The sequence below is a fragment of the Candidatus Blochmannia vicinus genome (assembly GCF_023586525.1).
Classification (GTDB): domain Bacteria; phylum Pseudomonadota; class Gammaproteobacteria; order Enterobacterales; family Enterobacteriaceae; genus Blochmanniella; species Blochmanniella vicinus.
On the sequence record NZ_CP097763.1, the window covers coordinates 725,633 to 750,748 of the forward strand.

Here is a 25,116-nt window from a genome sequence, read left to right on the forward strand (position 1 = left end):
TATTAAGGTTGCTTATGTGTTTGATTTAAAAAATAATGATATAAAATTATACCAACACTTAATATTTGTTACATAGTCTATCTTCCGTAGATCTATTGTGATGAAGAATTATTTCTACAGGGGAAAGGTATGGATATGATGAATGATATAATAAAACAACGTAGCTTTCTAGAAAACGTAGTAAATCAAGCCTTAAATATAGCGCATGCATATTCAAAAGAAGTAGAAGTATCAGTCATTAAAACCACAGGAATTACAGTTAGCACTCGTTACGAAAAACTTGAGAATGTAGAATTTAATAGTCATAACATCTTAGATATAACTATGTTTCGTCAAAAACGAAAAGGAACTGCTCTTTCCAATGATTTACATGAAAAATCAATAATCCGTACTATTGAATCTGCAGCGAATATAGCATGCTATACCTCTCCAGATCCGTATTCTGGTATTGCCGATAAAGAATTATTAGCATTCAATCCCATGAATCTTGATCTGTTTCATCCCATTAATTTAGATACTAAATTAGGCGCAGATTTAGCGTCTACAGCAGAACAAACGGCATTAAACTATGATAAACGCATTATTTCTACTGAAGGAAGTAGATTTAACAGCCATTTTACTACTAAAGTATTTGGGAATAGTCATGGTATGTTACAAAGTTATACCAGTAGCCAGCATTCTTTATGTTGTAGTGTAGTTGCGTCAAGTAATGGTATTATGGAACAAAATTACGCATATACATTAAGCCGTTCATTCAATGATTTACGGTCAGCAGAATGGGTTGGACAAGAATGTGCTCAACGAGCATTAGATCATTTAAATGCAAAAAAAATTAAAACAACAGAATCTCCAGTATTGTTTTCCGCTGAAATAGCAACGAGTCTATTTAATCATTTAGCAGAGGCTATTTGCGGAAATAATGTATATCAAAAATCCACTTTCTTATTAAATTGTTTGAAAAAAAAAATTTTCCCTTCTTGGATATCGATCAAAGAACATCCACATATCCTAAAAGGATTAGGTTCCGCTCCGTTTGACAGCGAAGGAGTACAAACGCTAGATCGCACTATCGTAGAAAATGGGGTGTTAAATAGTTGGATTTTAAATAGTTATTCTGCTCGTAGAATAGGCCTGAAAACCACTGGGCATGCTGATGGTATTTATAATTGGTATGTTAGTTATAAAAATTTAAGTTTTATAGAGTTAATAAAAAATATGCATCGTGGGCTGATTGTCACTAGTATAATGGGGCAAGGAATTAATGTTATTACCGGAAATTATTCACGAGGAGTATCTGGATTTTGGGTAGAAAACGGAAATATTCAATATCCAGTAAATGAAATTACTATCGCTGGAAATTTAAAAGAAATGTTTTATAATATTGTTGCTATTGGATGTGATACTGAAAAAAGGGGACATATTCATTGTGGGTCTGTTTTAATATCTTCCATGAAGATAGCAGGGTCTTAAAAAATAAATTATTGCACGTACGTTTTTATTATTGCACAGATCATATCATTAAACTACACACGTCAACTTTTGTACATAGGGCATCTGGAGTCCGTATGCAAATATAATATATTGTGCTTTTTATATAAAAAATATAAATAAAATCAATCTTGATTATACTATTTAATTTAAGGTGTAAATATAAATAAAATAATATTACATCAATTTAATAAATGATTACTACATCTTCTTCAAGACAAAATATCCAAGCAATTTTTCAAATTAAACATAATAGCTCTTCTGGTACTATATAAAGATAAAAAACACTATCAGTATTTATATACTCACAATTATCTATATTATAAACATGAAATATTCACATATCTTTTATTAATAAAAGATTACCAAAAATTAAGTAACACAATGACTAACATATTAAAAAATTACTTACCTCTTATAGTTATTAATTCTGTATAACTATACATCTAAGATCATTATAAATAAATATTCCTGAATAACTATTATTAGTTTCTAATTTATCTATATAAATTGAAATCATTTTTATAACAAAAATATTTTTCTTAAAATAAACATCAACCACTTTCAAAATAAAATCATCATTTTTTCTAATATATATTTCGGTTAAATTAAATTTGAAAATATATTATTAACATTATTAATTTTTAATAAATAATATTCAAATTAAAATAAACAATATTTATTATTTTACTTATTTACTCTAAAATCAAAATATAATTAATATATTTTTAGATCATTTAATTAATTCGATATTCATCTAAAATGAATATATGATAATTACCTACTATACTTTCAATAAAATAAATAATTATTTTTAATATTAAAAATAATTATTTATTTTATTGAAACATTAAAAACACTAAATATTTTTAAACAAACAAAAATTATTTAAAACCAAAAATTTAATTAAAAACAAAATTTTAAAATCACTGAAATTTTAATAAATATTAAATTATACACCAACCTTCTAATAAATAATTATTTATTCTTCTTTTCATAATGTTCAATATTGAAATATAATTAATTCGTCCCCATATCCTTTGAATATCTAGTTAATAAAGATGATACAACTAAATATTTAAAGTGTTATAATGTAGAAAGCTTTAACCAAGAGAGATGGCTCTATGAATAGTGAGCAACCTGAAAGCATTGAAATACCTGTATTACCTCTGCGCGATGTAGTGGTGTATCCACATATGGTAATTCCGTTGTTTGTTGGCCGGGACAAATCAATTCGATGTCTCGAATCTGCTATGAATGATGATAAAAAAGTTATGTTAGTAGCTCAAAAAGAAGCATCAACTGATGAACCAAACATTAATGATCTTTTTTCAGTTGGAACAATATCCATGATATTGCAGATGCTAAAACTACCAGATGGAACAGTTAAGGTATTAGTTGAAGGATTGACACGGGCTCGTATCATCGAATTAACTGATACCGGAAACCATTTTAAAGCGGATGTAAGCTCTTTACAACCTAAAACATTAAACGAACGTGAACAAGAAATACTAATGCGTGCTGTTATTAATCAATTTGAAGGATACCTTAAACTTAACAAAAAAATACCACCCGAAGTTTTAGTGTCATTAAACAACATTAATAATGCAGATCGTCTTGCTGACACTATTGCTGCTCATATGCCACTAAAATTAAATAATAAACAATCAATATTAGAAATGTCAGATGTTACAGAACGATTAGAATATTTAATAGCAATGATGGAATCAGAAATTGAATTACTGCAAATTGAAAAACGTATTCGAAATCGTGTAAAAAAACAAATGGAAAAAAGTCAACGCGAGTATTACTTAAATGAACAAATGAAAGCTATCCAAAAAGAATTAGGAGAATTAGACGATATAATTGATGAAAATGAAACTCTTAAACGTAAAATAGAAACGGCTAAAATGCCTAAAGAAGCACGAGATAAAGTAGAATCAGAGTGGCAAAAATTAAAATTAATGTCTCCTATGTCGGCTGAAGCTACTGTGGTGCGCGGATATATTGATTGGATATTATCAGTACCATGGCATGCAAGAAGTAAAATGAAAAAAAATATACTTAAAGCTCAAGAAAGTCTGGATAAAGATCATTATGGATTAGAGCGTGTTAAGGATCGCATTTTAGAATATTTAGCGGTACAAAATAGAATAAATAAAATAAAAGGACCTATTTTATGTTTAGTAGGGCCACCTGGAGTAGGGAAAACTTCACTTGGGCAATCTATTGCTAAAGCCACTGGACGTAAATATATACGTATGGCTTTAGGCGGCATGCGTGACGAAGCTGAAATTAGAGGCCATCGTCGTACTTATATTGGATCTATGCCTGGTAAACTTATACAAAAGATGTCTAAAGTTGGCGTAAGAAATCCTTTATTTCTTTTAGATGAAATAGATAAAATGTCTTTAGATATGCGCGGGGATCCAGCTGCTGCCTTACTAGAAGTGTTAGATCCCGAACAAAATACTGCTTTCAATGATCATTACTTAGAAATAGATTACGATTTATCTGACGTTATGTTTGTCGCTACTTCTAATTCAATGAATATCCCAAGTCCTTTATTAGATCGAATGGAAGTAATACGCTTATCTGGTTATACTGAAGATGAGAAATTAAATATAGCACGACAACACTTATTGACTAAACAAATACAACGTAATGCTTTAAAACCAGAAGAATTAACCATTAAAGATGACGCTTTAATAGGAATTATTCGACACTATACACGTGAAGCTGGAGTACGTAATTTAGAACGTGAAATTTCTAAATTATGTAGAAAAACAGTTAAAATGCTATTAATGAATAAAAAAATTAAATATATAACCATTGATAAAAAAAATTTAAAAAATTTCCTTGGTGTACAACGTTATGATTGCACCCAAGCAGACCTAAAAAACCGTGTTGGACAAGTAACTGGGCTGGCTTGGACTGAAGTAGGAGGAGATCTGTTAACGATTGAAACTGCTTGTGTTCCTGGAAAAGGAAAGTTAACTTACACCGGTTCATTAGGTGAAGTTATGCAAGAATCTATTCAAGCTGCATTAACTGTAGTACGAGCACGTGCAGATAAACTAGGAATTAACACTGATTTTTACGATAAAAAAGATATTCATGTACATGTTCCTGAAGGAGCGACACCAAAAGATGGACCGAGCGCAGGAATTGCTATGTGTACCGCTTTAGTTTCTTGTTTAACAGGAAATTCTGTTAAATCTAGCGTAGCTATGACGGGAGAAATAACTTTAAGAGGACAAGTGTTGCCTATCGGAGGTTTAAAAGAAAAACTACTAGCAGCACATCGAGGAGGTATTAAAACAGTATTAATACCGTATGAAAATAAAAGAGACCTAGAAGATATGCCTGCCATTGTAGTAAATAACTTAAATATTCATCCAGTAAAGCAAATAGATGAAGTTTTAATATTAGCGCTCCAAAATGCCCCATTTAATCATGAAACCACACCTAACACATCATTAACATAAAATATCTTCACAAAATATAAAAAATGAAACGTATACTTCTTATTATGTAACCGATATATATCGATAAATTTACAAAAAATTACAGATACGAATTTGAATTATTAAAATAAGATATGTTTTAAATATTAGTAAATTACCATAATTCTAATGAGAACTTTTGATTTTAATTGCTGAATTTTTAAAAGATAAAAACACTCTATTTTAATAAAACCAACGTTTTTTCATATTAAGAAGCCACAATATAACTACTTAATCATGTCTCCACCTATTCAAATTTAATCACAAACTATTTAAATATAATATTTTATTAAAATTGTATATTAAACAAGTTGTATTTTTTTAAATAAACAACAATCTTGACAGTTATCAAGATGATATACATAAAAAAATTATAAAATAACTACACTATTAACTATCGATTATAAAATATGATTAATAATTTTTATAAAACTAGTCAAATATTTTTTAACAAAAAAATTTTAAATCTTTAAACCATGATAAATGAATACACAAATCATACTATCTAAAATAACTAAAAATTAAATTTATCTCATAAAATATCTATGAACTAATTTTTAATATTCAAAATTTACTACATTACAGCATTTACGAACAAAAAATATCTTATATTTAAATTATATTTAAACTTAAATATATAATTATTTCTTGAAAAATTTAAGATTATCGCAGATAATCTTTAAAAGGGATGCTATTAAATTATGCATAATAGCTTTCGTAAAACCGGTCAGGTCTGGAAGGAAGCAGCCGTAGCGAAAATTAAAATGCTTCTTTATTAGTATCCCGATAAAATAAACGATTGTTATTATCATTGATAATATGATTTTTTATTCTCACTATAATACCTATTAATAAAAAATTATTTCTTATTTTAAACAAATAGATAATAAAAAATAAATAATTAAAATCTAATTTTATTAAACGATGATATATTTTTACTTCTTCAAAAAATTATATTACTATAGTTATACTTAACCAAAATATTAAGTATACAATTTTTTAATTATAAATTTAATAAAATATAATTATTAAATTTATAAGAACTAATAATTTTAAACCCTTAAAATATATATTTTTATAATATAAATTATAACTTACAAAAAATATTTAAATAATTAAATAATAACCAAAATTATTTAAATAGTACATTTATTTATACAAAATCATTAATTATATTGTTTATCAAAAGTATTCAAAAAATTTGATTTTATAATTAATTAAATTTAAATATACTGATGTAAATTTATTTAACTAACAAAATAATACAACTGTTTATGATATCCAATCATCTGAACATGTAATAAATATATATTTTATTATGTAATAAATTTTAATTTTTTAAATAATAAAATAACTTATATAAAATATAGAATTAATACTTATAATCACAATATTATAAAGTTTATAATACACACAATCTTTATATAGATATATAATTTACAATTTAAATTATTTTTTATATTTTGGAATCAAATATGATGCATGTTATGGATCAACAATTAGAATTAATCAAGAAAAATATTAAATTTGTACCTAATTACCCAAAACAAGGCATTCTATTTCGCGATATAACTGAATTATTAAAAAATCCACAAGCATATTCAACAAGCATTACTCTTCTAGCCCAGCATTATAAAAACTATAAATTAACTAAAGTAGTGGGCATAGAAGCAAGAGGATTTCTATTTAGCGCTCCATTGGCATTAATATTGAAGCTAGGTTTTGTTCCTGCTCGAAAATCAGGAAGATTACCGCGCGAAACTATTAGTGAGCCATATATTTTAGAATATGATAGTGGATGCCTAGAAATACACGCTGATTCTATTAAACCAGGCGATAAAGTTCTAATTATAGATGATTTATTAGCAACGGGCGGAACAATTGCAGCAGTAGTAAAACTAATCAGACGATTAGGAGGAGAAGTAAACCATGCCGGATTTATAATAAATTTAGAAAATTTAGGTGGTAAATCATTATTAAAAAAAATAGGAATAAATTCTTATAGTTTAGTAATGTTTTCTGATTATTAAAACATATTCGCTAAACCAATTAGATTTAATTCTTCCATTTATAGTATTATTATATGAGTTGTACATTATGAACTATCAAGTACTTGCCCGTAAGTGGCGTCCAAAAAAATTTGCTGACATTGTAGGACAAAACCATGTTATTAAAGCAATTACACATAGTTTTGCATTAAATAAAATTCACCAAGCTTATATATTGACCGGTACAAGAGGAGTAGGAAAAACAACTATTGCCCGATTGTTTGCAAAAGGATTAAACTGCGAACAAGGATTAACCTATAATATGTGCGGGCAATGCAGTAATTGCCAAGATATCGAATTAGGCTGTTTTATTGATCTTATTGAAATAGATGCTGCATCACGTACTAAAGTAGAAGATACCAGAGAATTCCTAAACAACGTACAATACACACCATCACGAGGTCGCTTTAAAGTATACCTCATAGATGAAGTGCACATGTTATCACGTCACAGTTTTAATGCTTTATTAAAAACATTAGAAGAACCGCCTACACATGTTAAATTTATTTTAATTACTACCGAATATCAAAAATTACCAGCAACCATATTATCTCGATGTCTACAATTTTGTTTAAAACCACTAAGTATCTCTCACATTATAACTCAACTAACACATATCCTTAATAAAGAAAACATAAAAATAGAGTCCTCTGCTTTAGAAATATTAGCTCACGCATCAAGAGGAAGCATGCGTGACGCACTTAGTTTAGTTGAACAAGCTATTGTATTAGGAAATAACGAAATAACCAATAATACCATTGATAATATGTTTGGTATATTAAATATTGAATATCCGTTATCTTTAATTGAAAACTTAATAAACGGAAGTATGCATGATGTAATGCTCCAAATTGAAAACTATGAAGTTTTAGGAATTGACTGGGATAATCTTTTAAGTGAAATGCTTACCATCTTACAAAAAATAGCTATAGATCAATTTCTATTAAATTCTATAAAAAAAGAAAATAATAATACTATAACACAATATATAAACCAACGCATACATAAACTAAGTAATCATATTACTCCAGAAAATATACAATTATATTATCAAATATTTCTATTAGGTCGCCGAGAATTACCTTATGCTCCTAACCATCGTATGGGAATAGAAATGACCATGCTGCGTGCATTTGCTTTTCGTCCAGATGAAAATATAACAAACAAAAAATATAATAATAATAATATATCTTCTAATTTTATTCATTCAAATAACAATCCTATACCCAATACAAACAATAAACAACCTACTACTACTGATGGTACTCAAACAAAAAATGATAATCAAGATAAAAATCTATTACATACAGAAGATCAAAATGAAGTAAAAGATATCTTATGTTTAAATTTAAAAAAATCTAATGATAATAATACTAAAAACACTGAATCAAAACTACCACAACCTACATCTAACATTAATAATATAGATACTACTTCCAAAATATTGGAAGCTCGTTCAAAACTATTACAATATAAAGAAAATAATAAATCAAACATAACAGAAAAAACATCAAATTTAACCTTACAATCTCAAAAAACAATAAAAGGAATATTAGAACGATTTTCCAATATTAATATGAACATTATAAAAAATAATTCTAATAGCATTAATAAAATTAATAAAGATTTATCAGATTCTTTAGAATCCAACAAGAGTGACAGTCATAACAAAGACTGTAGTAAAAATCATCCAAATATGTCTAATTTCATAAAAGAAATACTTCAACAAGCAATGAGAAACGACTCATGGACATCACAGATATATCAACTGGAATTACCAAAAACAGCAAAAAAATTAGTTATGAATTCTTGGCAAGAAAAAATTTCTTCGAATGAAATTTGTCTACACGTTCGTTCTAATTATCAACATTTAAATTCTATAAAATTACATAATACAATACAAGAATCCCTCAGCAATAATATCGGTATTCCGATTACATTGCATATAAAAAAAGATGATAATTGCGAGATAAAAACACCAATGGAACATATTTATATTTTATACAAAGAAAAAATATCAAAAATAAAACAAGAATTTTCAAACGATCCATATATTAAAATGATCAAAACTTTTTTTGACGCTAAAATCGACGAAAATGAGATTAAAATAATTTAATGCCAAGATAATACTTACTAATTAAAACGTACTATTTATCTACTTATACATACAAATTAAATCAACATTTGATTGTTTGCGTATATATAATTCGTAATTACAATTGTTTATTATCACTACAATAACGAAACCATAATCATATAATTGTTTATGTTGTGTATTTAATTATTAAAAATCAAATTTAAACCCACCACAAATATAATTTATCTTGTTAAGAACTATCTATTAAATAATTACAGTAAACAAAAATGAATTCGAAATTGTATACAAATACTTCCGAGGCATTTAAATATATTCTTTTATTTTTTAATTAATCATTAATCACTGTTTACAATAACAATAATATGTACGATTAATGTGTTTTATCACATATAAAAATGTAATAAAATACACTCTTATAGTCTATAATAATCAATTAATAAAATATAATAATCGATATTTAAATTTATGATATAATACTAACTTTAAGAATTAGTATAAAATTAACATCCTTTATATGTACATATTTAAATAATACTCTCTTTATATCTGAAAATAAATGCGGTACATTATGAATATTATTTAATAATTTTAATCGAGAATTAACCTTTATGCGTATTATATTTCTTGGGCCTCCTGGATCAGGAAAAGGGACGCAAGCTCATCTTATTTCAAATCAATATAACATCCCAAATATTTCTACAGGCACGATGTTACGTCAATCGTTTCCCAAAAATCCGTATCAACCTCATAACATTCAGAAAAATGTAATAAATGCGATGCATACCGGGAATTTAGTAAATGATGATTTTATAGTTCAATTAATTAATAGACGTATTAATAAAAATGATTGCTGTAACGGATTTTTATTAGATGGATTTCCTAGAACGATTCTACAAGCAGAATTTATGAACAAATATAAAATTTTTGTAAATTACATTATAGAATTCGTGGTATCAGACTCTATAGTCATTAATCGTATTACAGGTAGACGAATACATGTAGATTCTGGTAGAACATATCATACTCAATTTAATCCGCCTAAAATTTATGGATTAGATGACATTACCGGCGAATCTTTGACTACCCGAAAAGATGACTGTGAACAAGCTATACGTAAACGATTAAACAACTATTATCAATATACTGAACCAGTATTAGATTATTATCGAAACGAATCTAAATCTAAAAAAATAAAATATTTCTCTATTGATGGGAATCGAAAAATTACTGAAATCTATGAAGAATTAATTAGTTTATTAACTAATAAATAACTAGTTATAATTGGCCACAATTTAATTAAAATAAACATAAATAACAACAATGTTAGACTTATTATATATACGATTCTTACTAATTTATTCCCATAATTTTAAAATTAAGCACAATCCTAACTGTCATAATAAAATTTATGATTATATTTTACTTCAGCATAAAACATTAACTTAACTAAATAAAAAACCATCTATCATATCACTCAAAAATGCACACTACAATTTAAATAATAATTTATAAAAACCACCAATAAGCATTAATTTCAATAAAATATAAAATATCATGCATAACTTCTACAATTATATAGAGCCATTGATAGAAAGTTTATAATAAACTATTATAAAATTTTATCTAAAAATTCAGCACAAAATGTAATAGAAATTTTCTATTTAAACATTAACAATGTATAATATCGCAAAATTCATCTAAAAACTTTTAAATCCCCACTCAAAATATTAATCCTCTAAACAAAACCTCTTGTATAGTGTACAAACACAACGATGCGTAATTCTTCAAATATTAAATAGTAATAATATTTATGTATTATTTTCTTCACAACATAGATTTAAAATTTTTTAACCAAACACTCATTCTATAGAAAAAATTAAATCTAATGATAATAACAACCCATATTTGAGTCAAATTACTACTTATCAGAAATTTTAAAAATTAAAAAATAAAACCCACTCAAAAATATTTAAAATAATCACAATAAATAATAATACCTAAACTAAAAATCCTCATATTACATTTCTTATTTACGTTAGAAATATAATAAATTCATACGCCTTTCTTTAAAAAAATAAAAATATAATTTAACGTCTAACTGTTTTGTATATCGGAAATTCCATAAATACGATATTATCGTTCTCTTCATTTATTTCTATCATTGATCCATATTTATTCCAACATCCTAACACCATTATATTTAATATATCTTTTTTAGATCTAAAAATTTTATAAATCATTGGTTGATGAGTATGTCCATGAATCATAATCTCTGCATGATTCTTAATTAAGATATCTGTAGCCATTCTTAAATTAATATCCAATTTTTTTTTTGATTTACATTGTTTATGTCGTACACAACATGAACGTATGATACTAAAAATACGTAAACGTACAGATAACGGTAATAATAAAAATAACTTCTGTACTACAATATGGCGAAAACATTTTCTGAACAGTCGATATGAATTATCATATGAACATAAAGTATCTCCATGTAAAATAACTATCTTTCTCCCTGATTCTAATGTTAAAACTTGTTTTGAAGATAATAACGTCATTCCGCAAGCCTTAGCATACTCTTTCCCCAATAAAAAATCACGATTACCATGAATAAAATAACATGAAATTTTTTTTTGATTTAATCTTTTTAACGCTTTAGCAATATTAATATGTAATGATTTACAATCATCGTCTCCTAACCAAACTTCAAATAAATCTCCTAAAATGTAAAGGGCTCGAGCACGTATTGCACAATAATTTAAAAAATACAAAAACCCATCAGTGACATCTGGAGAATCTGAACACAAATGAATATCTGAGATAAATAAAATTGACATATTTACTAAATAGAATAATAACCCTTGTAAATTTTAATATGGAATATTAAAATTTACACAATTAAAAATATAACAAACTAAAGAAGATTTATTATATCAAATATATATAATCAATCATATAACACAATATAATCATCAGTCACAATCCTTTTAATTACACGATAAACATTAATCATATATTTTTCTAAAATAATATATATTAAATTTTTATAATAAAAGTTATGACTATCAATATTATGCTAACATAAATAATTTTATGATAATTTTTACTTAAAAAGTATATACCTTTTCCATAAGTATTTGCATACTATGAATACTAAATATACTAACATTATAGAATAAATTAAAATGCTAAAAATTTTTAATACTTTAACAAGAAAAAAAGAAAAACTTATACCTCTTGTTAATGGAAAAATTAAAATATATGTTTGTGGTGTTACAGTATACGACTTATGCCATCTTGGTCATGCTAGAACATTCCTAGCATTTGATACTATTATCCGTTATTTGCATCACTGTGGATATCAAGTCAATTACGTTCGTAATATTACAGATATAGATGACAAAATTATAAAAAGAGCCCACGAAAATAACGAAACCACTAAAAAATTAACCAATCGTATGATTAAAGAAATGCATTTAGATTTTGATGCATTAAATATATTACGTCCAAATTACGAACCAAAAGTAACTGATCATATTGATATAATTATTAAATTTATTCACCTACTAATCCAAAAAAAACACGCATATATAGCTCCTAATGGGGATGTAATGTTTTCTGTAAAAACCATGCGTAATTACGGTATCCTATCTAAGAAAAAAATACCCGACATCCACAATGTATCAAAAAACCCAAATATAAAAAATCCCTCTATAGATTTCGTGCTTTGGAAAATATCTAAGCCAGGTGAACCCTATTGGCTATCTCCATGGGGAGCAGGGCGTCCAGGATGGCATATTGAATGTTCTGCTATGAACCATTCTATTTTCGGTAATCAATTAGACATTCATGGTGGAGGATCTGATTTAATTTTCCCACATCATGACAATGAAATTGCCCAATCTGTTTGTGCTTACAATATGCCTTGCGCAAAAGTATGGATACATTCTGGTATGCTATTATTAAACCATGAAAAAATGTCGAAATCATCAAATAATTTTTTAACTATACGTGACATTTTAAGACGTTATGATCCTGAAACAATAAGATATTTTTTAATGTCTGCTCATTATCGTAACCAATTAAAATATAATGATAATAGTCTCAACAATGCGCGAGCATCTTTAAAACGACTTTATATTGCTTTAAGAGATACTAAAACTAATACCGAGATTAAACTTAGTAGTGAAGACTACTTCATATCAAAATTCATCTCTAAAATGAATGATGATTTCAATACGCCAGAAGCATACTCAGTACTATTTGATATAGCACATAAATTAAATGATTTAAAAATTAAACGTCATTCCCTCACTCCAAAAATAGCAGCTACTTTAAAATATTTAGCAAATACTATTGGATTATTGTATCAAAATCCAGAAATTTTTTTAAAAAAAATAGCATTAAAAAATAATAAAAAATTTAATTTTAAAAAAATTGAAAGATTAATTAAACGTCGTGAAGATGCTCGAAACAACAACCAATGGGAGTTATCTGATAGAATACGAAATAAACTAACTATCATGGGAATAACGTTAGAAGATAGCTCTACAGGCACAACAAGATGGCATTTTAATAATACGATACATGTAACCAAAAATAATTAAAAATAGACAATAAACTACAAACATCTATTCCTCTCTTCTATCAAAGATGATTATAGTAGGCTTGTAAAGTATTTTGAATAAGCGTAGCCACCGTCATAGGACCTACTCCGCCTGGAACAGGCGTAATATATGCAGCTCGTTCATAAGCGCTTGAAAAATGCACATCACCAACTATATCTCCATTGCTTAAACGATTGATACCAACATCTACTACTATAGCTCCTCGTTTTATCCAACTACCAGGAATAAAATTCGCCATTCCTACTGCTACAATTAATAAATCAGCATGTTCAATATACACTTTTAAATTCTGGGTAAAACGGTGAGTAATCGATACAGTACATCCCGCCAACAGTAATTCCATCGTCATAGGACGCCCAACAATATTTGATGCTCCCACTACAACTGCATGCAATACAAACATATCTATATTATACCATTCTAACAAAGTAATAATACCTCGAGAGGTACACGGGCGTAGCGTAGGAGATCGTTGACATAAACAACCAATATTATATGGATGAAACCCATCTACATCTTTATCAGGAGCAATATGTTCTAAAATACTTAATTTTTTTAATTCATTTGGTAACGGCAACTGAATTAAAATACCATCTACACGATTGTCATTATTTAGAGTTTCAATTAATTGAAAAATTTCACTTTCGGTTGTTGCAACAGGTAAAATATAAAGAAACGAAATAAAACCAACTTGTTCACATGCTTTTTTTTTGTTAGCCACATATATCTCAGAAACTGGATCATTCCCTATTAAAATCATAGCTAACCCTGGTGCACGCTTTCCAGAATTCACATTCCGGAATACTTGCTTAGCTATCTTTTGTTTTATTACTTCAGACACATATTTACCATCAATTACCTTAGCAATCATTTCAATAATATATCCAATATTTTTATATAATACAATGATGTTATTTTTTTTAAAATATATTACTATTAACTTTAAAAGTTATATATCTTCTTTTAAAGATCTCTTTCTCAAAAAGAAAATGTTTAACTCAATTAAGTAAATACTAAAACACTATTGTCTTTAAAAAATACATATAAAATACATATTAACACGCCCTTAACTCAATTGGACAGAGTAACAGCCTTCTAAGCTGTAAGTTATAGGTTCGAGTCCTATAGGGCGTATTATCATATTATATACTTATAGTATATTAATCTAAATTAATATGAATAAATAAGTCTTAATCAAATAATCATATAACACTATTTAATCAAAATGTGTATACTCAACGATATATACTTCTAATTTAATAAAATAAGATTTTCACTAAATAATAGTATCCAGTATGTTTAATTAGTATAACAAAGGTATTATGATACTAGGAATTGCTTTTGCTGTAATCTCAGGATTGTTGTGGGGATTAATCTTTATTGGTCCCTTATTAATACCAGAATATCCCAGTATATTACAAGCATCTGGTCGTTATATTGCGTTTGGATTAATTTCAATACCACTATCATGGTACGATAGAGCACGGTTACGTAAATTATTATTGCAGGATTGGTTAGAAGCAATAAAACTAGTTTTAGCGGGACACTTAGTGTACTATACATGTTTAACAAGTGCTATTCAACGCGTTGGAGCTCCGATCTCAACAGCTATTATCGGAACCCTACCTTTAATGTTAACTATAACAACACATATTATTTCTAATAATAAACAAAAATTACCATATCATACTTTACTAACATCATTATTTCTAATGGGAATAGGGTTATTATGCGTAAACGTTTCTGAATTAAAATCTGAATTCTTCATATTTAATATATGGCAATACATAAGTGGTATAATTTTAGCAATTATTTCTGTTTTGTGCTGGGCGTGGTACGCATTAAGGAATGCGCATTGGTTAAAAACACATCCATACAATAAACCTATGACTTGGGCCAACGCACAAGGAGTAGTTACATTACCGCTATCATGTCTCGTTTACTGTTTTGTATGTATCTGTTGTTCAGATTTTATTCAAGATGAATTTGTATTACCTTTTGGACCCAGACCAGTTTTTTTTGTTTTACTAATGATCTTAATTGGATTTTGTTGCTCTTGGTTAGGTACATTCTTCTGGAATGAAGCTAGTCAAAGATTACCAACAACACTAATAGGTCCACTAATTGTAGTAGAAACTATAGCAGGTTTAGTATATTCATTTATACACCGCCAATTATGGCCATCTCCATTAATTTTAATTGGAATATTTTTATTAATTTCTGGAGTGACATGTATCGTACAAATTAAAAAGACCATGCACTAAAACAGTTTTTATGAATTAAAATAATTAATTCTTAAATGAAAAATTAATAAAATCTATTTTTCAAACGTGCACTATTTTCATTGTATAAAACTAACTAATTTCATTAAGTAAACTACAATTAACTACACCAACTAAATAATATTTTCTAACATAAAATAAGTTCATTTATTATCTACCGCTATGTGACAATTTTTGTTTCCTGTATCAAAATCATATATTTTTTAACTTATAGAATTAATTTGTTTAAAAACATATTATTACATCATATATAAGTAATATTGCATACCAAAATATATATTTATATTATTTTAACATCCCTAAGATATAATTATTATATATAATATAAAGTTTGCATTAATAATATTGAAACCAGCTAGGCATTTTATATATAACAAAATACTTGTCATATATTTTAGCTTTAAAATTTTTTACCTAATATCATTAGATGTAATAACAAATATTAATTATTAATTCCATTACATTATAAATTAAACTTATTATAAAATTTTAGAAATCATTTTTCTATGTCCATTTATTGACATAACTATACCAAATCCAGCCATTAACACTAACAAAGACGAACCCCCATAACTTATTAATGGTAAAGGAATACCTACTACCGGCAACAAACCACTAACCATACCGATATTTACAAAAATATACATAAATAATACTAACATAAAACCACCAATAATTAGCCTCCCAAACATATGTTTTATTTTAACCGCAATAATAAATCCACGAAATATAATTCCTAAATACAATAACAATAATACTAATATTCCTAAAAATCCTAATTCTTCCCCTATTACCGCAAAAATAAAATCAGTATGACGTTCTGGTAAAAATTCCAATTGTGATTGTGTCCCATGTAACCATCCTTTCCCAGTTAAACCACCCGAACCAATAGCAATTTTTGATTGAATAATATGATATCCAGCGCCTAACGGGTCAATTTCTGGATGCAACAATACCGTTATTCTAGATCTCTGGTATTCGTGCATACAAAAAAACCAAAATATAGGCGTAAAAAAAACCATTAGCAATAACGTAAATATAATTAATTTCCAACTCATTCCAGATAAAAATAATACAAATAAACCAGAACTAATCGTTAAAATTGCCGTGCCCAAATCTGGTTGTGCTAACATAAGTGTAGTAGGAATCATAATTAACAATAGCGCTATGCCAACATTTTTCAAGGATGGTGGATGTCGTCCTTTATCAACATAATATGCCACCATAAGCAAAACAGAAATTTTCACTATTTCCGATGGTTGAAACCTTATTATACCAAAATCCAACCAACGTTGTGCTCCTTTGCTAATTTGTCCAATCATATTTACTGATATTAATAATATAAGACATAAAAAATATATATAAGGCGTCCAAGATTCATAAACTCTAGGTGAAATCTGCGCTAAAAACCCCATAAGCAGTAATCCTCCTATAATTTGTAATACTTTTAATCGCATTATTTCAAAATTTTGACCACACGCACTCCACATTATAAAAACTCCATATAGCAATAAAAAAATAATAAGTAGAAATAGTGTTAAGTCAATATGATATTTGTCCCATAATGAATTCTTTCGAATAATTTGATTCATGAATACATTTTAATCACTAGTCAGATTAATAAAAAATAAATAAAAATAAACCCAATCAAATATTGATTCATTGCAATAAAGCATAATCAAATATTTTTCTTGTAATTGTCCCTATTGATATTCCAGCCTTAGCGTTTTCTAAAATTACTACTACTGCTATCGTAGGATTTTCATATGGCGCAAATGCGGTCATCAATTTATGATCTCTAAGACATTCAGATATTCTATTTGGATCATAGTTTTGATTACTTTTTAAACTAAATAACTGCGCTGTACCAGACTTGGCTGCTGCTTTATATGAAGCATCGGAAAAACTTCCACTCACTGTCCCATTTGGACGATTAGCTGCTCCAAACATCCCATCTTTAGCTATTTTCCATACATCTGATTTTGGATCACCTACTTGGTCACATTCCGTTTGATGGTATGGAATATAATCTTTTTCTAATAAAATACTATCAAGCAAATGGGGAATAAGCACGTTACCATCATTGATTAAAGTAATTAAAGCCTTAGACATTTGTACAGGAGTAGCAGTCCAATATCCCTGTCCTATACCTACCGGTATAGTATCTCCTTGATACCAAGGTTTATTAAACCGTTGTATTTTCCATGCTTTGGTCGGCATAACTCCAGTTAATTCTTCAAATAAATCGATACCAGTATATCTACCATATCCAAATTTATTCATCCATTCAGATAAACTATCTATTCCCATCTTATAAGCTATTTGATAAAAAAAAGTATCAGAAGATTCTTCAAGAGCTTTTGTAATATTTAGTTCTCCATGTCCCCATCGTTTCCAGTCTCGAAAACGTTTTTCTGAACCAGGTAACTGCCACCAACCAGGATCAGAAAATAAAAAATTTTGATTAATCACTCCTAAAATCAAAGCAGATACAGAAATATAAGGTTTTACTGTAGATGCAGGAGGATACATCCCCTGAGTAGCACGATTCAGCAAAGGACAATTATTATCTTTCAATAAAATGCTATATTTTGTATTAGATATACCATCAACAAATAAATTTGGATCATAACTAGGATTCGAAATCAAAGCCTTAATTCCACCATTTCTTGGATCAATGACTATTACAGAAGATCGACTACCCAATAGCAATTTTATAATATACTGTTGTAAATTCAGATCTAATGTTAAAACAATACTTCTTCCTGGAATTGGATATCTTTTATATAATTTTCTAATAATTTTTCCACGATTGTTTATTTCTACAGCTCCATAACCTGGAGTACCATGTAAAATATTTTCATAATAACGTTCAATTCCTAATTTCCCTATATTAGGAGCGGAAATATACTTACCTAAAATACCTTGTTTATTTAATCTTTTTATTTCCTCTTCATTAATCTTAGAAACATATCCAATAACATGACTCAAATCAGATCCATAAGGATAATAACGACGTTGATAGCTTTTTATTGCTACCCCTGAAAATTTAAACCTATTAACAGCAAATCGAGCTTGTTGCTCTTCTGTTAAACCAATCTTAATAGGTAATGACACAAATTTGGAAGAATGTTTTCGAGCTTTTTCAAAACGCACTATATCATAATCACTTAAATTCAATAATAACTGCAATTCACGAATCGTTTGATTTAAATTAGTTGTATTTTCTGGTGTTATTTCTAACTGGTAAATAGTTCGATTTAATGCCAAAGCTATGCCATTACGGTCATAAATAATCCCTCTTTTAGGTGGAATGGGGATAATCTTAATACGATTTTCGTTGGAACGAGTAGTATACATATTAAAATGAACTATTTGTATCCGATATAAATGAATAAATAAAATACTAGTAGTTAATAAAATTAAAATACATGCAATAGTTACTCGACGTACAAACAACAATAACTCAGCCGAATAATTATAAAAAATTTGAGAATTATTTAACTTCATACAATTAAGGTTTACTTATATCTAACACTAATAATTGACATAAGTAATTTTATACTTATTTAATAAGTAAAACATGCGTATTTACATATAGCATGTCTCTATATACACATAAACTCTTTATTTATACTAACACCAAAGCTTTTCTAATGCATACAGGATACGAATTTCTTTTTGCATTACATGTACAACCACGTCACCCAAATCTACTAAGACCCATTCACCAAAACTCATACCTTCTATACCATAAGGTTTCACACCTATACTACGGGATTTTTTCAATATCTCTTGAGATATTGAAATTACGTGACGACTAGACATACCAGTACAGATAATCATAACATCTGTAATGTTAGTTTTTCCATACATGTCAAAACATATAATATCTTGTCCCTGTATATTATTAATAATATTAACTACAAATTCTTTTAAAATATCAGATTGCACAGTTTAATGCCTAAATATATATTTATCATTTTATAAACATACATCAACATATAATATCTATTATGTAACGCAATAATTATTTTACAAACTTATAATGTTTAAACAAATGTAAACAATTTTATACGGTAATATTAAATAAATCAGTCTATATACTCAATAAATAGGACTTTATTTATTTTAAAATATTTCATTCTACAAATCACATAATTATTTAAAAAATAAATTTTGTCAATTCTATTAAAAAAAATAATTATTTATATATATATAATATATATATCTACTGTGTTGCTATATAACGATAAATTTTTCAATATTTTGGATCGTTATCAAAATCATTATATAAAATCATACACACATATTTTTACCTATTAACGGTAAAAATCAAAATCACCTTCTATTGAAATTAATATAATCTGATCAAGATCGGAAAAATTTTTAGTTTTAATCTATTTTTTGTAATTACAATATTCATTTGTATTACATAGATAATCCACATGTTGTGGCATACCAACTATAGCACATAGTTATCACATAAAACTTTAAAAAAGCTCTTATAAGTAATACTAATATGATATTTCTTGTAGAAAAATTATATATTAAGTATCATTTTTTCATCGCAACATAATATAGCCGATAATACCTCAAAGCTAGACCATGAAAGAGAAATATAATCCTTTTTATATCTTAATTCTATTTGTACTAATAATCCAACCGATTGATATAATTTAAATAAACTTAACCGTTTCACTGCCCTAGACAACAACATACGATGATACTCTTTATATACTTTATATTGTTTTAATAAATTAAATAATGATTTTCTCTGTTCCATCCCATATTTTATATTAATTATCATTAGTACTTCAGATTTAATTTTGCACAATAAAGTTTCTAAATCAACTTCCATAGATTCCAACTGTCGTAAAATGCGGTCAGCACGTTGTTTTTTACCTATCAAAATTGCTTCTATCCAATGATTAATATTAAAACATGCGGAATCAGTAACTACTGTTTTGACACGCATAAAATTTAAATTTCCATCAGGATAAATTAAAGATAAATTTTGTAATATTTGATGTAACAAAACTAAACTGCCTTCATAATAATAACATAATAATTGACAAGCTAAATTTTCTATAACGAGTTTCATATGCTGCGCTTGATTTTCTATCCATGCTGTCATCCGCCCATATGTGAGCGTGCTACAATCAACAAATATTCCTTTTTTATTAAAATATTGTAACCCAATATTACTTTTGCTAATTTGATTCGATCCTTGAATATATATAATTAATACTAAATCGTCATGAATAAATGAAAGTAATAAAGGGATATTTTTCTTAAAATAAGAAACAGGATAATTTTGAGTGAATTTCAACGAAAATATTTTACGTTTTTCAAATAAACTTGACGTTTTAAATAAATTAAACACATCCTTCCAATCAGAATATACATCTAATTCCAGATTAACAGACGTATTAAAATTAAGTATCTTAGCTGCCTTTATAATACTAAGATAACTCTCTTGCAAAAGATAAGAATCGTTTCCCAACAATAAATAAACAGACTTAAGTTCTTTTTTTAATTCTAAAAATAATTGTTCTGGGTATATCCAAATCATGATATACTTCAACGATAAAATAAAACATTAATATTAGATACAAAAATTATTTTTGTCATATATCTCAATTAAAAATCTTCAAATCGTAACAGTAATTGATGTATAAGTTGTTGAGCTGCATCTCGATACATATCTTTACGTATATCATTTTCTTGTGTATCGTTGAATAGAGTGCGGCCAGGATTTCGTATAAAAGAACGATACACACGAATATTAATAGGGTAACAATTTTTGTTTGGTATGAATAAATTAGTTTGTATATGCAATATTAATTGATATCCAGCCTCTTTTCCATTCTGAAAAACAAAAGTAGTTACATACTTTTCTGAAGCGCCGATAATGTGTAAACAAGGAATTTGCGCTTCCCGTGCACATAAATTATTATTTAAATCATCAACCACATCAATTTGGTTAATATGCATCTCAGTCATTATAGCACGAGTTATTGGTCCAAACGGATCATAACTACATAATGATATAGAACTTATGTTATTAATTATTTCTAACTTCTTTCCCCCTATATCTGTACACAATCTATAACTACAACTTTCAACTATAATCATAATAATAATACTTACAATTATTAAAAGATAGTTCTTTATATATAAGGCATGATCAATGTTCACTGTATAATAATATTGATCACTCTATTTGGAACATAAATTATATTATTTATTTTTTTTCCAATAAAATATTTATTCAAAACATTCTCTGCTTCTAATAATTTATACACTACATTCTTATCGCTATTCAATGGTACATATATTTTATGTCTCATTTTTCCGTTAATTTGTACTATAATAAGCGTTCTGTCATTTATGATTGCTTGCGCATCTACAGTTGGCCATGTTGCATAATCAATGTCTTCCAAACCTCCTAAAGCTTTCCATAAAATAAAACTAATATGTGGGGTAAACGGGTATAGTAACCGTACTATTACTAGCAAAGCTTCTTGCAACACTACTCTATCTTGCATACTCTTTTTTGGAGCGCCATATAACTCATTCACTAATTTCATAATTGCAGCTAAAGCAGTATTAAATGATTGTCTACGATCAATATCATCAGTAACTTTTTCTATGGTTTTATGTATATTATACCGAATAAATTGTTGTTCATAATTAAGCATTAAACCATGCAATGTATGCACAGGTCCATTTTGGATATGTTGATATACTAAACTCCAAACACGCCTAAGAAAACGCTGACTGCCCTCCAATCCAGATTCTTTCCATTCTAATGCTGCTTCAACTGGAGCAGCAAACATTATAAAAAAACGCACTGCATCCGCACCATATTTTTCAATAATTATATTTGGATCAATACCATTATTTTTTGACTTAGACATTTTACACATTCCAGCATAAATTAAATCACGTCCATTTCTATCTACAGCTTTTATAATATGCCCCATTTTATCACGTTTTATTTTAACATGAGTTGGATCTACCCACATACGTTGATTATTAGCAGATAAATAATAAAATGAATCTGATAATACCATACCCTGACATAACAAGCGTATTGCAGGTTCATCAGAACAAACTAATCCTTCATCACGCATTAATTTATGATAAAAACGAAAATATAATAAATGCATGATGGCATGTTCAATCCCGCCTATATATTGATCAATCGGTAACCAATAATTAGCAGAATGTGTATCCAACATAGCTTTACTATAATGAGGACATGTATAACGAGCATAATACCAAGAAGATTCCATAAAAGTATCAAAAGTATCAGTATCACGAATAGCTGCTTGTCCTTTATAAGTAGTTAGAGTCCAATCCGAATACATCTTTAAAGAACTATCTATATGTTTAGAACTCCTATTGTTTTGAATAGATGCAATTTTTTTTGGCAGAATTACCGGTAATTGATCAAAAAGCACTGGCTTAACAACACCATTTTCTAGCGTTATCATAGGAATAGGAACTCCCCAATAACGCTGACGTGAGATACACCAATCTTTTAAACGATAATGTATCTTACGTTGAGCTATACCACGTGTAATTAACGCTGTAGCAATTATATTAGATGCCATACAAGAACTTAATCCATTAAACTCACCAGAATTAAATAATATTCCATCTCCAGTCATTGCTTTAACTATAACATTTGGTTCAGTTCCATCCAGATTCTTTATGACAGGTTTAATTGGTAAATTATATTTATAAGCAAACTCCCAATCTTGTTGATTATGAGCTGGAACTAATATAGATGCTCCTATTCCATCAGATTCAACAGGTATTACAAAATTAACAACCCAAATTGGCAATCTACTATTAGTAATTGGATGTATCGCATAAATATTATTAATAGGCATTCCCTTTTTTTCAAAAAAATGAATATTTTCTTTGCTTGATTTAATATCAAAATGATCACATTTTTGAATAAAATGAGCTAAATTTGGATCAATTTCTGCTATTTTCAATACTATTGGGTGATCTATAGATACTAATAAACAAGTAATTCCCATAAAAATATCTAATTGGGTTATATATATCGTTAACGTATCATCACAATTCACAGTATTGAAAGTAACATTGATACCTTCCGAACGTCCTATCCAATTTTTTTGCATAATTTTTACTTGTTTAGGCCAATTTTTTAATTGATCTAACCCATATAACAATTGATCTGCGTAATTAGTAATTTTTATAAACCATTGCGGGATTTTTTTATATTTAACACGAACATGACAACGCCAACAACAATTATTAACAACTTGCTCATTCGCTAAAACCGTTTTATGGTATGGACACCAGTTTACTGATGAAGTTTTTTTATATACCAAACCTTTCTTATATAAAATCGTAAAAAACCATTGCTCCCATCGATAATATTGAGGTTGACAAGTTATAATCTCCCTACTCCAGTCGTAAGCAAAACCCAACGATTGTAACTGACTTTTCATATAATAAATATTAGATTTTGTCCAAATTTCTGGATCTGTATTATTTATAATTGCAGCATGTTCTGCAGGCAACCCAAACGCATCCCAACCTATAGGTTGTAATACATTTTTTCCAAGCATACGTTGATATCGAGAAATTACATCTCCGATTGTATAATTGCGCACATGGCCCATATGTAAGTTTCCAGATGGATATGGAATCATAGATAAACAATAATACTTTTCTTTACTACTATCTTCTGTTGCTGAAAAGGTCTTATTTTTGTGCCAATATTTCTGAATAATACCTTCAATTTCACTTGGAGAATATAATTTGCGCATAACGACTTCACTATAAATAAAAAATTATTAATCGGTAATTAAAACTTAAATTAATTAAACACATCAATATTTTCTAAATTAAAACCATTTTTTATTAAAATTACGAACTAAAAAATTAAACAGCAGTACATACACGTCATAAATAACAATTAATCAATTTTTGTTATATGTTTATAAAAATACTTAAGTTATTAGTAAATAAAACAAACCCTATATATAAATAAATTTTCGAAGTTTCTATACAATT

General features: G+C 27.5%; 15 protein-coding genes, 1 tRNA gene and 1 other RNA gene. 9 read left to right on the plus strand and 8 right to left on the minus strand.

The features are described 5' to 3' along the window. Positions 1–129 precede the first annotated feature (129 nt). The 6 genes from pmbA to adk all read left to right on the plus strand — a co-directional run bounded on the left by pmbA (position 130) and on the right by adk (position 10,411). On the plus strand, positions 130–1,470 hold the full coding sequence (pmbA, locus tag M9408_RS03100) for a metalloprotease PmbA (protein ID WP_250257160.1): 1,341 nt from the start codon (positions 130–132) through the stop codon (positions 1,468–1,470). Positions 1,471–2,612: 1,142 nt separating this feature from the next. Beyond that, positions 2,613–4,976: an endopeptidase La gene (gene lon / locus M9408_RS03105; RefSeq protein ID WP_250257161.1), complete on the plus strand. Its 2,364-nt coding sequence runs from the start codon at positions 2,613–2,615 to the stop codon at positions 4,974–4,976. A gap of 708 nt (positions 4,977–5,684) precedes the next feature. After that, positions 5,685–5,780, plus strand: an RNA gene (ffs, locus tag M9408_RS03110) — signal recognition particle sRNA small type. Between the two features lie 689 nt (positions 5,781–6,469). Continuing rightward, positions 6,470–7,024 (plus strand): adenine phosphoribosyltransferase, encoded by a 555-nt coding sequence (apt, locus tag M9408_RS03115; RefSeq protein WP_250257162.1) that lies wholly within the window; start codon positions 6,470–6,472, stop codon positions 7,022–7,024. 67 nt (positions 7,025–7,091) lie between these two features. Further along, positions 7,092–9,158 carry a DNA polymerase III subunit gamma/tau gene (gene dnaX / locus M9408_RS03120; protein ID WP_250257163.1) on the plus strand — a complete coding sequence of 689 codons (2,067 nt, stop codon included), beginning with the start codon at positions 7,092–7,094 and terminating at the stop codon, positions 9,156–9,158. Between the two features lie 590 nt (positions 9,159–9,748). After that, on the plus strand, positions 9,749–10,411 hold the full coding sequence (gene adk / locus M9408_RS03125; protein WP_250257164.1) for an adenylate kinase: 663 nt from the start codon (positions 9,749–9,751) through the stop codon (positions 10,409–10,411). 816 nt (positions 10,412–11,227) lie between these two features. On the opposite strand, the gene M9408_RS03130 is transcribed toward adk, so the two are convergent. Continuing rightward, positions 11,228–11,980 carry a UDP-2,3-diacylglucosamine diphosphatase gene (locus M9408_RS03130; protein ID WP_250257165.1) on the minus strand — a complete coding sequence of 251 codons (753 nt, stop codon included), beginning with the start codon at positions 11,978–11,980 and terminating at the stop codon, positions 11,228–11,230. 348 nt (positions 11,981–12,328) lie between these two features. Between M9408_RS03130 and cysS the strand changes: the two genes are divergently transcribed. Beyond that, the gene (gene cysS, locus M9408_RS03135) at positions 12,329–13,750 is read left to right on the plus strand and encodes a cysteine--tRNA ligase (protein WP_250257166.1); all 1,422 of its coding nucleotides are present in this window, start codon (positions 12,329–12,331) and stop codon (positions 13,748–13,750) included. Positions 13,751–13,790: 40 nt separating this feature from the next. Here cysS and folD read toward each other — a convergent pair whose 3' ends face one another. Next, positions 13,791–14,642: a bifunctional methylenetetrahydrofolate dehydrogenase/methenyltetrahydrofolate cyclohydrolase FolD gene (folD, locus tag M9408_RS03140; RefSeq protein ID WP_250257167.1), complete on the minus strand. Its 852-nt coding sequence runs from the start codon at positions 14,640–14,642 to the stop codon at positions 13,791–13,793. A 189-nt stretch (positions 14,643–14,831) separates the two neighbouring features. On the opposite strand from folD, the gene M9408_RS03145 reads away from it, so the two are divergent. After that, positions 14,832–14,905, plus strand: a tRNA-Arg gene (locus M9408_RS03145). 188 nt (positions 14,906–15,093) lie between these two features. Beyond that, on the plus strand, positions 15,094–16,035 hold the full coding sequence (locus tag M9408_RS03150; protein ID WP_250257168.1) for a DMT family transporter: 942 nt from the start codon (positions 15,094–15,096) through the stop codon (positions 16,033–16,035). Between the two features lie 497 nt (positions 16,036–16,532). On the opposite strand, the gene rodA is transcribed toward M9408_RS03150, so the two are convergent. From rodA to leuS, 6 genes are all read right to left on the minus strand, one after another. Then, the gene (gene rodA / locus M9408_RS03155) at positions 16,533–17,645 is read right to left on the minus strand and encodes a rod shape-determining protein RodA (protein WP_250257169.1); all 1,113 of its coding nucleotides are present in this window, start codon (positions 17,643–17,645) and stop codon (positions 16,533–16,535) included. Positions 17,646–17,712: 67 nt separating this feature from the next. Continuing rightward, entirely contained in the window at positions 17,713–19,563 is a 1,851-nt protein-coding gene (gene mrdA / locus M9408_RS03160) for a peptidoglycan DD-transpeptidase MrdA (RefSeq protein WP_250257170.1), read from the minus strand. Positions 19,564–19,689: 126 nt separating this feature from the next. Beyond that, the gene (rsfS, locus tag M9408_RS03165) at positions 19,690–20,007 is read right to left on the minus strand and encodes a ribosome silencing factor (protein ID WP_250236684.1); all 318 of its coding nucleotides are present in this window, start codon (positions 20,005–20,007) and stop codon (positions 19,690–19,692) included. Positions 20,008–20,596: 589 nt separating this feature from the next. Next, positions 20,597–21,628: a DNA polymerase III subunit delta gene (holA, locus tag M9408_RS03170; protein WP_250257171.1), complete on the minus strand. Its 1,032-nt coding sequence runs from the start codon at positions 21,626–21,628 to the stop codon at positions 20,597–20,599. Positions 21,629–21,696: 68 nt separating this feature from the next. Beyond that, positions 21,697–22,191 carry an LPS assembly lipoprotein LptE gene (lptE, locus tag M9408_RS03175; RefSeq protein WP_250257172.1) on the minus strand — a complete coding sequence of 165 codons (495 nt, stop codon included), beginning with the start codon at positions 22,189–22,191 and terminating at the stop codon, positions 21,697–21,699. A gap of 59 nt (positions 22,192–22,250) precedes the next feature. Then, complete coding sequence (leuS, locus tag M9408_RS03180) at positions 22,251–24,869, minus strand: leucine--tRNA ligase (protein WP_250257173.1); 2,619 nt, start codon at positions 24,867–24,869, stop codon at positions 22,251–22,253. Positions 24,870–25,116 lie beyond the last annotated feature (247 nt).